This is a genomic window from uncultured Fibrobacter sp. (assembly GCF_900316465.1).
GTDB lineage: Bacteria > Fibrobacterota > Fibrobacteria > Fibrobacterales > Fibrobacteraceae > Fibrobacter.
On sequence record NZ_ONDD01000003.1, the window covers coordinates 133,247 to 147,274 of the forward strand.

Sequence of the window (14,028 nt, forward strand, 5' to 3'; positions counted from 1 at the left end):
AGAGCTCTACTTTCTCTTCTTCACAATCCAGAGAATGAATAACGCGAGTGCGGCGATAGCCAAGGCGAATACGATCGTGCAGCCGATAAAGCCGTAGTAGACCTGGTAGTCCATGACGAGCGTCTCAAAGTCTATTTCTCCGTCGGACGAAGACATGCTGTGGACAATGAATGTCTTGTCGTTGATTCTGGAGGCCGAAATTTCAAGCGGAATATCGCCTGCGTCGCGGCTTGCGAAACTGTACCATTCGGCCATGTTGTTCAGCATGTCTGTCGAAGCGTACAGAATGAAGTTTGCCTGGTCGTCACCATTGATCTGGAAAATGGTCTTATCGAAAAACGGAATGTTGCTCCCGCCAAAAATGCTCGGAATAGCTGCGTGCGAAACGGTACCGTAGAACAGATGCTCTTCTTGCACCAATCCCTTGAGGGCGGGCATGATATACGAAAAAAGCCATCCTGCCAAAAAAAACAGTAGCAAGGCAAAATTCAAAAGAGCCGGTTTTCTAGAAGTATAAAATCGCATGAGTTCCTTATTGCTTGGATCTAAAAATAAAGAAGAAGGTAGAAAGCATCAGCACGAGGGTCAAGAAATAGAATGCCATCGGGATTTTTGACTTGAGCGACATTTCTTCGGCGTTCTGGCTTTGGAAAAACTGGATTAGGTCTTCGCTGTACATGATGGCAAGTTCACTATTGAAGCGGCTCCAGGCAAGGGTCTGTTCTTCGTTGTCCTGGAGCAGGGCGAAAATGGCTTCTTTGGTGGAATCGGGAATCGCACTTACAATGCTGTCGCCAAGGCCGGCGATGCCGACCATGTAGCCGGCACGTGCTGAATCAAGCGTTCCACGCAACGGGATTTGAATGCTTGCAGGGAGACTTGCCACTTGCTGGTTGACGGCCTGCAACCTTTCAAGCCACGCATGGCGGCTTGCCGCATAGCGGCGCATGCTTGAAACCTTGGCAAAGACTTCGCGTTCAAAACGTTCGACGGCCGAGCGAGGGGGAGCCTTAATTCCAATACGGCAGATGTCGTCCATTTCGCGAGTGAACGAAACGGCGATTTCGCGCAGCGTCATAGTCTGAGCCTGAACAAAAACGGTGTCTATGCCAAAACCGATTCGCACGCGTTCCATACCGCGCATGGCGTAAGATTCCTGCAGCTGGTAGTCCGAAAGCGTCTTGATGTAGCGCGAGTACATGATGATTTGCGGCTTTTGCGAGAAATAGAACAGAATGGTGAGTCCTATAGCAACGGCCAAAACCACCCACGCCCAAGGGGAGCGGATTCTTGCGTTAAAGGTATCGGCAATCGATTTATTCTTTAACTCTAGCACAATTAGAAATTACCTTTTTTCTACTTTAATTGGTATGCGTACGATTCGTTTTTTACCATTTTTCGGCCTTTTTACGGCATTTTTAATGCTCGTTTCTGGCTGTACCGTGGAACGTGCCGAAGAAAAAGTGCTGGCTGAACACGCAAATGGGGCAAAAAAGACCTCTATCTGGGTTTACCCTGATGGTGAAATCTTAAAAAGGAACGAATGGTACACCGACGGAATCAAGGAACTGGAAATTCCGTATAAAGACGGCGTCCCGCACGGCGACTTCAAGCGTTGGACGGGCTTTGGCGATGTTGCTTTGCTCGGGCATTACAAGAAGGGCCTTAAGGATGGCAAGTGGACAGCCCTTTTTAGCGACAAGAAGGTCGAGGCTTACCTTTATTACGAAAACGATCACCCCGTGGGTGACTGGGAAGGTTGGCATTACAATCGTGAACGTTCTTTTGAAGAACATTACGATGACGAAGGCCGCGCCATAGGAATCTGGAAAAAGTGGTTTGATAACGGAGCCTTGCAGCAAGAGGGCAATTGCCACGCCAAGTGGGACCCGAAACGCGAAATTCAGTCTGCCTCGGGTGACTCGACTTACCTGAAACGCTTTTCGAAAGATTGCCACCTGCTCGAAGAATTTACGTGCAAGAACGGGATTCTTGATGGCCCGTTCTCGCTGTATTATGAAAGCTATGACGAAACGGTAGATACTGCAAATTGTGGTATAGGCCGCGTGCGAGTGCAGGGTGTGCTCGGCATTGGTGAAAACGGAAAAGACAGTGCGCTTATCGGGACTGTCACTTACTTTAGGGCCGATGGCACACGCATGAAACAAGAACATTGGAACAAGGATGGCAAGCGCGATTCCGTATGGCGTTGGTTCGATGAACGCGGCGAGTTGGTGCGCGAGGTGGACTTGAGCATGAACGGAGTGATTTATGGCGCCTGCGAAGGCAATATGTCCAAGTTCTGTGCCGAAACTTCGTACGTGGGTGGAATAGGCGGATTACTTGATAGTAGCAAGCTTGCCCAAAGTGAAAGTTTTGTACAAAGTATCGGAAAGTTTCCTGCGACAGTACGTTATGTAAAACCGGGTCGATTGCTATTGTACGAAGAGCTCTGGAAAGATGGCCAAATTGTAGAAAGCCGTAGCTTTTTCCCGGACAGCATGGGCGGAAAACTCGCTAGCGAGACATTCTGGAAAGACGGCAAACGTAACGGAATCATGCGTAACTGGTACCGGAGCGGCGTACTCCGCGACAGCCTTACCTTTGTAAATGGTGAGCGCGTGGGTGAACAGTTCAGTTACGACAGTACCGGCAAACTCACCATTCATAAAACAGAGGCCGGTAAGAACCGGCCCGTGATTATGCATTTGCTTGGAGAGTAGTTAGAAGTTGAAGGCGAGGCCGATTCCGCCTTGTGGAGTCGGTGCCACTTCGATATTGATAGCGGTTGTGCTTTTGCCGCTTTCGCTGTTGTAAATTTCGATGGCGCCGTCTTTCTTGGAATTGCCGACTTTTTCCATGATGATTCCGATAAGGACTGCTGCCGCACCGCCGAGAATGATTATGCCTCTGCCTTCGCCGAATGTGCCGTGTTCCATGTCGGCCTGCCCGGCCATAATGCCGTAACCGATGCAGAATCCGCCTGCAAAAGAGATTCCCCAAGAAGCGTAGCGCAGAATGTTGCCAGTGTTCCACTGGTCGTTGGCTTCGGGGACGTAGAGGAGCAGCCGTTCGACTTCTTCTTCGCTTGATTCCTTGCCGTCAACCGTGAATGTGTTCGTGAATATGCCGCGTTCAAAGGTGATGGTGTGCTTTTCGTTGCCGTCTAAGGGCTCTTCGGCAAATGCTAATGACGAAAACACGAATAGAATGCAAAAAACGATGGCGTTTTTCATGAATTTTCTCCTAACTCCCAAAAGGGCGGACGAAATATAACAAAAAAGACCCCTCAGTGAGGGGTCTAAGAGCGGCGGACCGGGATCGAACCGGCAACCATTAGCTTGGAAGGCTAAGGCTCTACCATTGAGCTACCGCCGCGAGCAAGTCCAATTATACAAAAATCCGCCTATTTTCAAAGGGGTTCGTTAAAAAGTTCTTGCATTTTTTATTAAAAAAACTATATTTAGCGCCACAATAACAATTTTACCTAGAGGTAGCTTAACTTGGCGTTACAAAACCCCCGCGACCGTCGCATGCCGAACAGACAGAGTGATGGAACCCGCATTAACGAAGACATTCGCATTTCCCCGATCCGTCTTGTAAAGGAAGATGGCGAGGCCGTCATCATGGATACCAAACAGGCTCTCCAGATGGCCAAGGACGCCGGACTGGACCTGGTGGAAGTGTCTCCCAATGCTAAGCCGCCTGTATGCCGTATCATCAACTACGGCAAGTTCAAGTTTGAACAGATCAAGAAGGCCAAGGCCGCAAAGGCCAAGCAGCACGTGGTGAAGCTTAAAGAAATCAAGATGCACCCGAAGACTGCCGAGAACGACTACCTGTACAGGATCAAGCAGGCCGCCGAGTTCTTGCAGGATGGCATGAAGGTCAAGCTTATTATGCAGTTCCGTGGGCGCGAAATGGCGCACATGGACTACGGCAAACGCCTGATGGAGCGCGCTAAAGAAGACTTGCTCCAGTACGGCGACTTGGAAATGGATTCGCGAGTCGAAGGCAACACAATGCTCTCGATTTACGGTCCGAAACGCGGTGCAGCAGGTGCTGCCAAAAAGCAGCCCCAGGCACCAAAGCCCGTAACCGAGCCCATGGCAGCAGGTGAGGCTTCAACTTAATAACCTAAAGAGGTAAAAATGCCTAAGATGAAAACACACAGCGGTGCTAAGAAGCGCTTCCGCCTGACTGGCTCCGGCCACGTCAAGTTCAAGCGTGCTGGCATGCGCCACATTCTTGCCAAGATGTCCACGAAGCGTAAGCGTAACCTGCGTAAGGGCGCTCTCGTTAAGAAAGTCGATGTTTACCATGTCAAGCGTCTGCTTGTCGTTGCATAAGGAGTGTAAGAATGCCACGCGCTAAAACCAGAGTTCCTTCCCGCGAACGCCGCAAAAACATCCTCAAGGCCGCCAAGGGTTTCTATGGCCGTCGCAAGAGCAACCTTCGCCTTGCTATTGACGCCGTAGCCCACGCCGGTCAGTATGCCTACGCTCACCGCCGTGACAAGAAGGGTGACTTCCGCTCTCTGTGGATCACTCGCTTGAACGCAGCTGTCCGCGAATATGGCATCAGCTACAGCCAGTTCATTTACAAGCTTTCCAAGGCCAACATCCAGATGAACCGCAAGGTTCTCGCCGATATGGCCGTCGCCGATCCGGCAGCATTTGCCAAGGTCGTGGAAACTGTGAAGGCTGCTTAATAGCTGCATCTTAAATGCGAGAAATTGCACCCTGCTCCTAACCGAGCGGGGTGCTTTCTTTTTTAATCAGGGAAATGAAAATGTTATTCTTTGATTAGTTTTCCGCTAAACCATTCCATGTATGAATACACGATGGGGCTTGGACTGGCTTGCCCATCTTCGCATTTCCAAATTTCACTATTAAGTGATTTATGGGTGGTTTGCGGATCTGTCGGATTGATTTCGTTGTTGCAGTCTTCGATTAAGAAGAATACGGATTGGAACATGTCTGTTCTGGCGCACATTCCACTTGGGTAGGCACTAGTGAATTCAAGTTCGTCATTGGTGATGTTGCTTAGAACATGTCCTGTGGGCTGAGTCCCGTCATTAGAAAGCGTCGTGAAGTAGCGGCATTCTTTTTCTGTCGGGTGCTCGCTCATTAGCTTTGCTGTCATCGGGAAACAAGTTGGAATGTCGCTTGTATTGATTTGGATTATGGGACTGTTCTTGATTAAGTCGGTCGTGCTGACTCCTGTGGCTTGTTCAGCGAATTCGATACAGGCCCATTTGGGTGAACCATTATAGGCTATCACGTGGTTGTCAAAAGAGAGTTGTTCTGCGCTGGACGCATACTGCAACACATAGTTTTCAAGTGTCTTGCTGCTGTCAATAGTTACAACCGTATCGCTTGGCTGCTGCGGCGTTATGGGGTCTTCTTCAATAACGCTAGAGGATGAACTGAAGCCTTCATTTTTCTTGGATGATGAGGGTGTTTCGTATCGGCCTGTCGATGATTCCGCGCCTTTGGACATGTCGGAACAGCGTTTTGCTGCGACAGCGCTGAAGTCAGAAATCAAAGCGCTTGCTGAACCGTCCTCTATTTCGTTTATGACGCATGCGGCTTTGAAAGCCCCATTTCTACAGCCTTTGCTTATAAGAGCATTGTGTACAAAGAATTCGCTGTTTGGAGAACTCGTGCAACTTGTCTTGAATGCGGTGTAAATGGAATCGCAAGAATCTCCGAGACCTGTCGCCTGTTGGGTACTAATTGATCTGCCGTCTTCGATTTGGATTGTCATTGCAAACGTGGCGCTGTCAGCAGTGCATTCTGCGCGGGAGCCGGTTTTATTGCCTTCTGCCATGGCGATCTTACCGCCGTCGATTTTTGCGTATGCGGATTCTTTCCAATCCAAACCGTAGTTGAACCATTCCTCTAAAGAGGCGTTGTTGTCTTCGATGGTGCCGCCTGCGGCTTTATCCGATTCGGAACAGGCTGTCAGTGCGAATATGGTCGCTGCAGAAATAAAGAGTTCTTTTTTCATGGTGGTGCCCCCTACTTTTTATGAAAAGGTTTAATGTTTTGAACTTTGTCTGTAAGCGGAAATAGCTGCAAGTTCAGTCGATACACGCGGTTGCTGCCTTTTTTGGCGGTTGCGATAGAGATGATTCTCTTGCGGCACGCTTCAAGTTCTTTTAAAATCTCGGCATAGTCTTCGTCGTCAATGCCCATAGTGATGCCGGTGAAGTTTCGTTCTTCTACAGGGTATTTCTCAATGGCGTCTTTGGCAAAGTCCGCCATTTCCTTGTGCATTTCGCGAACGAGTGTCGGCATGGCGGCAACTGACATCTGGAGCGATCGCTCTATTTGTTCGTAGGTGTCGTTGGCAGTCTTTTTCAGAAACTTTGCGCGAGTTAAAAATGCAAGCGCATTGCGGATCTCTTCGGCAGAAAAAGCATTGCCGCATGCTTTGGCGATATCGAGTGGCTTGGCTCCCGGCATCATGGGCGCGAGTTCGCGTAGCACGGGGTATTTCCACGATTCATAAAAGGATACGGATTCTCCTTCAAGAACGCGGACTTTGTGGGCGCTGGCGATTTCTTTCATTTCGGAGTAAGCGGCCTTTTTGTCGGCGTCTCTCTTGGATTGTCCGAATTTGACGAGTTGCCTAAAGTACTCGCGTTCGGCGCCAAAGAGGTTCATGGCGTCGGCAGCGCGTTCGATTCCCGTTTTAGACAATCCGCTCTTGCCTTCGCAAACGAGTTTCATGTAATTGGGAGAGGTGAACCCGCCCTTCTTGGTAAATTCTCGCCAGGAAAAAGCGGAGGTCCGCTTTTTCCATTCGTAGTAATCGTTCATGAATAAACGATAGTCTTCGTATTCAATTACAGATTTCATAGTACTCTAAATATATTCTACTGTAGAACGGAATAGAATATGATTTCTATACAAAACTTGCGATTTTTTGTTAAAATGTATAATTTTGCGTATAAAATCAAGAAACGGGAAATTTTTTATACGGGATGGGTAAAGAAAAAACACTAGCGAGGCTAGTGGTTCAAAAGATTTATGGTTTCAGAGCAAGAAACTCTTCTTCAATAGATTTTTTTTGCGATAATTACAAAGCTTCGACTTCTGCTTGAGTAAGTCCTGATGCTGCGACAATTTTTTCAATGGGAACATCCATGGTTTTAAGTGCCCGAGCCATTTCGCGAGCCTTTTTTTGTTCGCCTTCAGCAAGGACAATTGCACGGGCGCGAACCCTTGCCAATGCCATACGGTCCAATTGCTCTTCCGTAAATACCATGTCGTCTGCCTGTTCCTTGAGTAGTTTGTCTGACGCTTTGTTTACCAGCAGCCTGTTGATTGCCTTTGCAATGACATCGTCATTGAAATCTGGGAGGTTTTCGGCCGAGCCCGCATGCTTGAGCAAGTAAAGCCAGCGGTCCTCATCATTTTTGAGGTCTTCAAAGGTCTTGGTGAACTTCGTCAGATCATACATAATATACTTAATCTTTTCGCTCAATGTCAAGCCTTTCTCGTTTCGTACCGCCCAGGTCCCACGATAGTCGTTTTGTTTGCCCACAGGAAAGTCGCAAATCCAAATGGCGTACGTGGGTGGAATTTCATATCGATGAACTTCACGCTTGGCGCGTTCTTCGTCAGAAATGTCTACGGAAAGTTGGCCGAAATTAATCTGATCCCATTCATATTTACTTTGCAGAACAAAAGCGCTGTGCTGCAAAAGGACGCGATCCACAAAATAGTCCGGCCTAGCTTTCTGCATTTCGACATTAAAACAAAGTCCGTTTGAAGTTGTGGCACGGATGTCGAGTCTGAACAGCTTTACAGCGGGGAAGATGATGTTGATTTCGGTGTTCTTGATAACTACGGATTCTATCCTGTTTCTTTCATCTGTCTGAAAGACACCGTTCAAGAAACTGAGAAGGGTGTGTTCGTCGCTCAAGAAAGCCTTGAAACCCGCGTCGTAAAGTGGATTGATATACTTGTGTTTCTTGATTTCTTCGACAGTTTTCTCAACTAGAAATTCGTGGCTGAGATTCCTGTTGACCAAGTTTATCGGCAAAATGCCGTTGTTTTCAGAAGTCATTTCTTTTCCAAAAGCCGGGTACGCCCCCGTTGGGCGAATAAGGACTGTCCCTATCTTTATATATACACGCTTTTTTCGAGCAGTTGAGGGTCGTTTTTGATGTAAAAAGATGTTTGCTATTGGGGATGGGTGGGTGGGGGATGCTAGAGCGGGAAAAGCGTGCTAAACGAGTGTCGCGACAAAATGCTCGCATTTTGTCATGACCGAGTGACGCCGCGGACGCCGTAGGCGTCAAAAGGGATTGCCGCTTGAGAAAGGGACTGCGGCTGCGCCAGTCCCCGAGCTTTGCGCGGCTGGCTTGCCGCCCTACGGGCTCGATGCTCGCTTGCTCGCATCAAGCTCATAATTTGCCTCTACGCACTGCGTGCATGAGCCAAATTATGTCGCACCCTCTTCGAGGGTGCCGGGTCCCTTCCCGTGTTATAAAAAAAGAAAGCCACCTGATAGGTGGCTTTTCTTTTTTAGAGCGGGAAAAGGGACTCGGACCCTCGACCCCGACCTTGGCAAGGTCGTGCTCTACCAACTGAGCTATTCCCGCGGGGTGACCCAATTATAGAATAATAAATTCGCTATGTCAAGGGCAAATGCAGAGAAAAAATCAAAATTCCATTCTTTTTGCCCCTTAATTCGAAAAATCCAGCTTTTACGCCTAAAAATCCGTGGGGTAACGGTAGCGGCAGGCGCATGTACAGGTCTTCCGAAATCAAAAAATCCTGGCCGAGTTTGGAGCAGAGAGTCTGGATTCGGGAGGTCGTGTTCAACACGTCGCCGTGGTAGGCCATTTCGCTGCCAAAGTTTCCGACTTCGGTCGAAATCACCTTTCCGCAGTGGGCTGCAGCCTTGAACGAGGGGACTACGCCGTAACGCTTCTTGAACTTGGGGGCCGTGCGTTCTAGGCATTCGGCAAAGTCGTAAAAGCAATCGATGGGTCGTGCCATCTTTTTGCAGTCGCTGGTTTTCCAAGTCAAGAACACTCCGTCGCCAGCAATCTGGTAGATTTCGCCGTGGTTTTCTTCGCAGCAGTTCGAAAGCAGTCTGTAGTAGTCTCGAATAAAGTTGCTGTAGGTGACGTGCCCGAGTTCTTCGGCGATTTCGGTGGAATGCTTCATGTCGATGAACATGAATATCAAGTCTTCTTCCTTGGGATCTTGGTTCTTGCCGAGCAGGGTGTTGATGAACACGCGGGTTCCGAATTTCTTGTGCACGGAACGGATAAAGGTAATCAGGTGCCCGAGCATGAACAGTTCGAAAATCAGGATGTGTGTGTTGGATTGTTTGAATACTTCCAGTACGTGTTGCAGGGCGGCTTCGTTTATAAGACCTTCGCTGCGGTCAATATCCCAAATGAGGATGCATAGCGTCAGGTTTGCACAAATGCTTGCGATAAAGAACCAGGAACGGATCAAAAGGGCCGCCACTACGGGTCTCTTGTCCATTTCGTCTTGCAAAATAATCACGTCGTAAATGGCGTGCGAAAGTCCGGTCAATAGAGACATTTGCAGCATGTATAACATGCGGGTTGAATCGAACCCGTTGCCGGAACCATAAGTCAAAAGGGCCGAGGCGCTCAGGGTAAAGGTCACCCAGGTCAGGATATAGAATGCAATTGCTTTGCATTTACGCTGCGTTAATCGGGTAATGGCCATAGCACCTTCAGTGGATAAATAGCGGCAACGCCCAAATCATGGCGATAATGATGATATCTTTGTACGATTCGTCTAAAAGCAGGGTCGATGCCAAAAAGAAGATGGTGGTGGACAATGTCAAAAAAATCAGGAGCGGAAGCCGCTTCTTCAATTTTTTCTTGAATTTATTTATCTTATTATTGTCCATATACATTTATATAATCTAAATTTTATAAAAAAGGTTTTTTGTAATATTTTTATTCGCTTGCGAAAAATGTTTTGTGTTTATCTTCACGTGCCCTTTTGCAAAAAAGTTTGCGATTATTGCGATTTTCGCGTAATGCCGTCGCAATCGAAAATTTTTGCCGAGTACGCCGATTTATTGTGTAAGCAAATTGTAAGTTTTTCAAGAGCGAATCCTGGGCTGCTTGCTTCGGCAAAAACGCTTTATTTGGGGGGCGGTACCCCCTCTGAACTGCCGGCTGAATTTTTGCGCCAAATTTTTGACTGTCTCGCCTTAGAAGGGCTCGATATCTCCAAATTGAGCGAAGTTTCCATGGAGTTCAATCCGGAATCGACGAGCCGCGAGTCCGTGCGAAATGCGATGGAACTTGGCGTAAACCGCATCAGTCTTGGACTCCAGACGTTTGACGCTAATTTGTTGAAGGTGGTGGGGCGCTCGCATTCGGTAGAGGCGGGGCTTGATGCCTTGAATTTGCTGACCTCTACGCCGAACCTGCAGGTGAATGCGGACTTGATGTTCGATTTGCCCGGGCAAACGGTCGAGGGCTTCTTGGCTGATGTGGACCGCCTTTCGGATTTTCCGCTTAACCACGTGAGCTTTTACGGATTGAACGTGTCGCCGCGTTCTCGGCTTGGGCATCGCGTGGATCGTGGGGAACTTGCCGTAAACGAAGACCTTTACGAACCCATGTACATGGGCGGTGTCGAAATTCTGGAACGCAAGGGGCTAATGCGTTACGAAGTCTCGAACTTTGCGAGGCCCGGTTTTGAAAGCGTTCACAACCAGAACTACTGGAATCGCGGTGAATATATCGGTTTTGGTCCCGGCGCCCATAGCTATTTAGGGAAAATTCGCTATTATGCCCCCGAAATTTACCCGCGGTGGCGTGATTACGTGAAATCCGGCTGCCCGGAATCGGCTCTTTCGGTGGACCGGCTGAGGCGTGAAGACGAAATTATGGAGCTTTTGTGGCTTTCGCTTCGCCAAAGCAAGGGAATTGCGACTGAAGATCTCGAAAAAATGGGAATCTCTTTGGATAAATCGGTGTGTGAACGATGGATTTCGAGGGGTTTTCTGAAACAAGGTAATCTGTTAAATTCATTACAAATTAAATCCAATTTGAGCCTTAATGGTCGTGGCTGGATTTTTATGGACGAAATTGTCACGGATTTGGCCAATTCTTATTCCAACTTGGAATAATTTGCGTTGGAAATGCCTTGAGATTCCTATCACAACGTAAATTTTTGTTGTCCGTTTTCTAAAAAAAAATCATATCTTTGGAGTATATGTTATGCAAAGTTTTCTTTGCGTAAGTGGAGTCATTTGTAGAGGTCAGAATGCAGTCTGTAAAAAAACATATTCTTTCGCTGATGTTGCTCGCGTTGCTTAGTCTTGCAGCGGGTGTTTTTGCGCAGGAAACTATTGACTGCATTGACTACAGCGGCCAGCCCGATGTGCGTTGCAAGTACTACCGCATTTTTGATACCCGTGGAGCCATTCTTTACGTGGTTCCGCCCGAAGCTAAACTTGTCAAGGCGAATGCAATTCCGGGTGCTTCGTTCTATGTGCTTGCCCCGGATGAAAAGAATTATGGCCGCGACACGTTGACGCTGGAACTTTCAGAAGATTCTTCTATCGTCAAGAATCTCAGGGCTGTCCAGGGCGATCCGGATTCCGGCCTCGTGAAGCTTCGCGTGGGCAGCAAATATGAACTCAAGAACTTTAGACTCGGAACGTCCGAAGATGCCGATGCGACTGACCCGATTATAAGCCTGGTCTACAACTTCTATGTGCCGTACCTCAAGTACATTGTTGAAGGCAAGGAAGTGACGGATGCTTCCAAACTTCAGTACGAAGTGGGCGATACCATGCAAGTCGATGTCGAGGCGATTATCCCGTTTGGACCTGCCAAGGGCCGCGTGGATTCGACCCTGAAGAGAACTTTCTATTTCAAGGCTTTCGGTGAAAGCGAAAACCTCCAGTTCTTGAGCGATGGTGGAGTAAACCTGAAGCAAAGTGACAACACCATTCGCTTAAATATTGATAACGGCAAGGGCAAGTTCAAGGTGGTTGCAACCAAGGCCGTTGATGACGGCTCGACGTTCAGCATGAATGCCTTTGACAACGGCAAGGATTCCGTGGGCGACACCAAGTTCATTCTGAGTGATCCGTTCCCGGGCGAATACCAGTTCGTGAACCCCAATATGCCGACGCTGGACAATGCCGCTATTTACGATACCGATGGCGATGGCATTGGCGATAGCATTGCGACCTGGTTCGGCGGTAAGACTGATTCCATGGACGTGAAGGATTTCTTCTACAGCTGGCCGAGCGACAAGTCTCTTGATAAGTACAGTGGTGATGTCAAGCAAGATGGCGATATCTATGGACTGCCCGATGTCAAGGTTGAAATTCAGGGCGATGACGCTAAGGGAATCGTAAAGGCTTATGTTTGCTCGATTGGAAACCGCTGCGACACTCTCGAAACCACTTTGAACGACAGCATTGGTGCTGCTATTCAGACGGCAACCTTGGTCAAGGGCAATGAAGGAACGGATACCTTGATTGTTCGCTTTAACAAGGACATGGATCCGTCTTGGACAAGCGGTCGCGGTTTGAAACTCAATGGCGAAGCAATCGATGTGGATGCAATCTCCAAGAAGGGAACCCAGTGGGTCTTCACGGTAGAGTCGGGCGTTGTGTCTGTGGGCGATATGCTCAAGATCGAAACCATTTGCGATAAGCATCTTTGCCCCGATGGAATCCTGACTGCCGCCGACGGTGTGCCGACGAGCAGGAACAACCAGGAAGTCCCGGTGAAGAATGCAGGCCGCATTTTCGTGGACAACGACAAGAACGGATTCTATGACCGCGATGGCGATGGCCGCATGGACTCTACCTCGCTTGGCTTTGAAACTCCGATTACCGAAGAAGATCTCAAGAAGATGGACATCACCTTCTACTGGCTCGACAACGATGGTGAACTGGTGGCTATCAAGCCGAATCTTGCTAATCTCACCCTTTCGGAAGACGGCACCCTGCTTGGCTATGCTCTTGATCCCGAAGAATATGACATCAAGAAATTGCTGACAGGAATTGACAAGTCCTATTCGAAGGATGGCAAGACTGAATACGGCTATGCCTCGATTGTCAATAAGGTTGCTGTCGAAGATAAGGAATCGGAAGAAGAAATGATGTATGGAATGAACGACTACATGGCTCCGGTCATCTCGTCGACGTTCCTGTATCCGGAATCGTTCCAGATGATGGAACCGGATAAATTCAAGATTAGCTTCTCTGAAGCGATGGACAAGAATAACGTGGAACTTTCTGATGACTGCCTTGCGTTCTATGTCGATGGCGCCTGGGTGCATTACAGCCTGAAGTCTTCGGAATGGAGCGATGATGGCCGCGAATTGGTCCTGTACATGGAAGCCGGTGAAGATCTTGCAACCCGCATGAATCCTGCAGACTCCGTGCGCTTTGATAACTTCACGAGTGGTCTTGTCGACAAGAGCGGGAACAAGGTGTCTGAACTTGCTCCGACTGTTATGGTGGAAGGCGACCCGCGCGTAATCATGAAGACTAATTCGTTTGCGGACTTGAACAAGGCTGAAGAACTCAGCGATCGCGTGAAGCCGTTCACGATTGAACATGTGAAGGAAGCCAAGGATGCTTCTGACCAGTCTTCGCTGGGTGTGCTCATGGATATTGGCTATTCGACCATCATGGGCAAGGATGACAAGGGCGAAACTGTGCCGAACATGGAAGATATCGGACTCCATTGGGAATTGTATGTGTACACCAATATTGGCAACTACGTTGGTGGCGCTTCGGGCAGTATCGCTTGTGATGACCCGTTCTTTGACGGTAACTGCCTTGAAAATCCGGATAAACTCTATGTCCGTTGGAATATGCGTGCCAAGAATGGCCGCAGGGTAGGTGCCGGCATTTATTTGGCAAAGTTCAAAGTTAAGGTTTACGGTGCAAAGGAAGATTTTAAGGTTGAAAGAATCTTTAGATGGGGCGTTTCTGCAAAGAAGTCTAAGTAAGGATTTTTTCCGAGGGTACGAACATGAG

The 14,028-nt window shown here is 48.4% G+C and carries 14 protein-coding genes and 2 tRNA genes; 6 read left to right on the plus strand and 10 right to left on the minus strand.

All coding sequences use genetic code 11. The features are described from left to right. Window positions 1–6 precede the first annotated feature (6 nt). Window positions 7–438, minus strand: coding sequence for a hypothetical protein (locus tag QZN53_RS02070; protein ID WP_163437114.1), 432 nt, complete (start codon window positions 436–438; stop codon window positions 7–9). A gap of 94 nt (window positions 439–532) precedes the next feature. Continuing rightward, window positions 533–1,336, minus strand: coding sequence for a hypothetical protein (locus QZN53_RS02075; RefSeq protein WP_163437116.1), 804 nt, complete (start codon window positions 1,334–1,336; stop codon window positions 533–535). Between the two features lie 34 nt (window positions 1,337–1,370). Here QZN53_RS02075 and QZN53_RS02080 point away from each other — a divergent pair, with 34 nt between their 5' ends. Continuing rightward, a complete protein-coding gene (locus tag QZN53_RS02080; protein WP_294651200.1) occupies window positions 1,371–2,723 on the plus strand; it encodes a hypothetical protein in 1,353 nt (450 codons plus the stop codon). Here QZN53_RS02080 and QZN53_RS02085 read toward each other — a convergent pair whose 3' ends face one another. After that, window positions 2,724–3,236, minus strand: a complete 513-nt coding sequence (locus QZN53_RS02085) for a hypothetical protein (RefSeq protein WP_163437118.1) — start codon at window positions 3,234–3,236, stop codon at window positions 2,724–2,726. Between the two features lie 70 nt (window positions 3,237–3,306). Next, a tRNA-Gly gene (locus QZN53_RS02090) sits at window positions 3,307–3,378 on the minus strand. A gap of 125 nt (window positions 3,379–3,503) precedes the next feature. On the opposite strand from QZN53_RS02090, the gene infC reads away from it, so the two are divergent. The 3 genes from infC to rplT are packed head-to-tail and all read left to right on the plus strand — an operon-like array spanning window position 3,504 to window position 4,711. After that, window positions 3,504–4,133: a translation initiation factor IF-3 gene (gene infC / locus QZN53_RS02095; RefSeq protein ID WP_294651204.1), complete on the plus strand. Its 630-nt coding sequence runs from the start codon at window positions 3,504–3,506 to the stop codon at window positions 4,131–4,133. A gap of 18 nt (window positions 4,134–4,151) precedes the next feature. Next, window positions 4,152–4,349 carry a 50S ribosomal protein L35 gene (rpmI, locus tag QZN53_RS02100; protein WP_072800243.1) on the plus strand — a complete coding sequence of 66 codons (198 nt, stop codon included), beginning with the start codon at window positions 4,152–4,154 and terminating at the stop codon, window positions 4,347–4,349. Window positions 4,350–4,360: 11 nt separating this feature from the next. Then, the gene (gene rplT / locus QZN53_RS02105) at window positions 4,361–4,711 is read left to right on the plus strand and encodes a 50S ribosomal protein L20 (protein WP_088627192.1); all 351 of its coding nucleotides are present in this window, start codon (window positions 4,361–4,363) and stop codon (window positions 4,709–4,711) included. An 83-nt stretch (window positions 4,712–4,794) separates the two neighbouring features. Here the strand turns inward: rplT and QZN53_RS02110 are convergent, their stop codons facing one another. The 6 genes from QZN53_RS02110 to QZN53_RS02135 form a co-directional block, all read right to left on the minus strand. Continuing rightward, a complete protein-coding gene (locus tag QZN53_RS02110) occupies window positions 4,795–6,012 on the minus strand; it encodes a hypothetical protein (protein ID WP_163437120.1) in 1,218 nt (405 codons plus the stop codon). 11 nt (window positions 6,013–6,023) lie between these two features. Continuing rightward, complete coding sequence (locus QZN53_RS02115; protein ID WP_205428111.1) at window positions 6,024–6,866, minus strand: TIGR02147 family protein; 843 nt, start codon at window positions 6,864–6,866, stop codon at window positions 6,024–6,026. A gap of 220 nt (window positions 6,867–7,086) precedes the next feature. Further along, a complete protein-coding gene (locus QZN53_RS02120) occupies window positions 7,087–8,079 on the minus strand; it encodes a PD-(D/E)XK nuclease family transposase (protein WP_163437122.1) in 993 nt (330 codons plus the stop codon). A 465-nt stretch (window positions 8,080–8,544) separates the two neighbouring features. After that, window positions 8,545–8,617: transfer RNA gene (locus QZN53_RS02125), tRNA-Gly, on the minus strand. 31 nt (window positions 8,618–8,648) lie between these two features. Continuing rightward, on the minus strand, window positions 8,649–9,725 hold the full coding sequence (locus tag QZN53_RS02130; RefSeq protein ID WP_163437123.1) for an adenylate/guanylate cyclase domain-containing protein: 1,077 nt from the start codon (window positions 9,723–9,725) through the stop codon (window positions 8,649–8,651). 7 nt (window positions 9,726–9,732) lie between these two features. Beyond that, window positions 9,733–9,876 carry a hypothetical protein gene (locus QZN53_RS02135; RefSeq protein WP_163437125.1) on the minus strand — a complete coding sequence of 48 codons (144 nt, stop codon included), beginning with the start codon at window positions 9,874–9,876 and terminating at the stop codon, window positions 9,733–9,735. 102 nt (window positions 9,877–9,978) lie between these two features. Between QZN53_RS02135 and hemW the strand changes: the two genes are divergently transcribed. Continuing rightward, a complete protein-coding gene (gene hemW, locus QZN53_RS02140) occupies window positions 9,979–11,148 on the plus strand; it encodes a radical SAM family heme chaperone HemW (RefSeq protein WP_163437198.1) in 1,170 nt (389 codons plus the stop codon). 137 nt (window positions 11,149–11,285) lie between these two features. Further along, window positions 11,286–14,000 carry a hypothetical protein gene (locus QZN53_RS02145; protein WP_163437126.1) on the plus strand — a complete coding sequence of 905 codons (2,715 nt, stop codon included), beginning with the start codon at window positions 11,286–11,288 and terminating at the stop codon, window positions 13,998–14,000. Window positions 14,001–14,028: the final 28 nt, after the last annotated feature.

Coding starts and splice junctions, on each gene's coding strand:
- QZN53_RS02080 (WP_294651200.1), top strand. CDS start 1,371: ATGCGTACGATTCGTTTTTTACCATTTTTCGGCCTTTTTACGGCATTT.
- rplT (WP_088627192.1), top strand. CDS start 4,361: ATGCCACGCGCTAAAACCAGAGTTCCTTCCCGCGAACGCCGCAAAAAC.
- QZN53_RS02110 (WP_163437120.1), bottom strand. CDS start 6,012: ATGAAAAAAGAACTCTTTATTTCTGCAGCGACCATATTCGCACTGACA.
- QZN53_RS02130 (WP_163437123.1), bottom strand. CDS start 9,725: ATGGCCATTACCCGATTAACGCAGCGTAAATGCAAAGCAATTGCATTC.
- QZN53_RS02145 (WP_163437126.1), top strand. CDS start 11,286: ATGCAGTCTGTAAAAAAACATATTCTTTCGCTGATGTTGCTCGCGTTG.
- hemW (WP_163437198.1), top strand. CDS start 9,979: ATGTTTTGTGTTTATCTTCACGTGCCCTTTTGCAAAAAAGTTTGCGAT.
- QZN53_RS02115 (WP_205428111.1), bottom strand. CDS start 6,866: ATGAAATCTGTAATTGAATACGAAGACTATCGTTTATTCATGAACGAT.
- rpmI (WP_072800243.1), top strand. CDS start 4,152: ATGCCTAAGATGAAAACACACAGCGGTGCTAAGAAGCGCTTCCGCCTG.
- QZN53_RS02120 (WP_163437122.1), bottom strand. CDS start 8,079: ATGACTTCTGAAAACAACGGCATTTTGCCGATAAACTTGGTCAACAGG.
- QZN53_RS02070 (WP_163437114.1), bottom strand. CDS start 438: ATGCCCGCCCTCAAGGGATTGGTGCAAGAAGAGCATCTGTTCTACGGT.
- QZN53_RS02085 (WP_163437118.1), bottom strand. CDS start 3,236: ATGAAAAACGCCATCGTTTTTTGCATTCTATTCGTGTTTTCGTCATTA.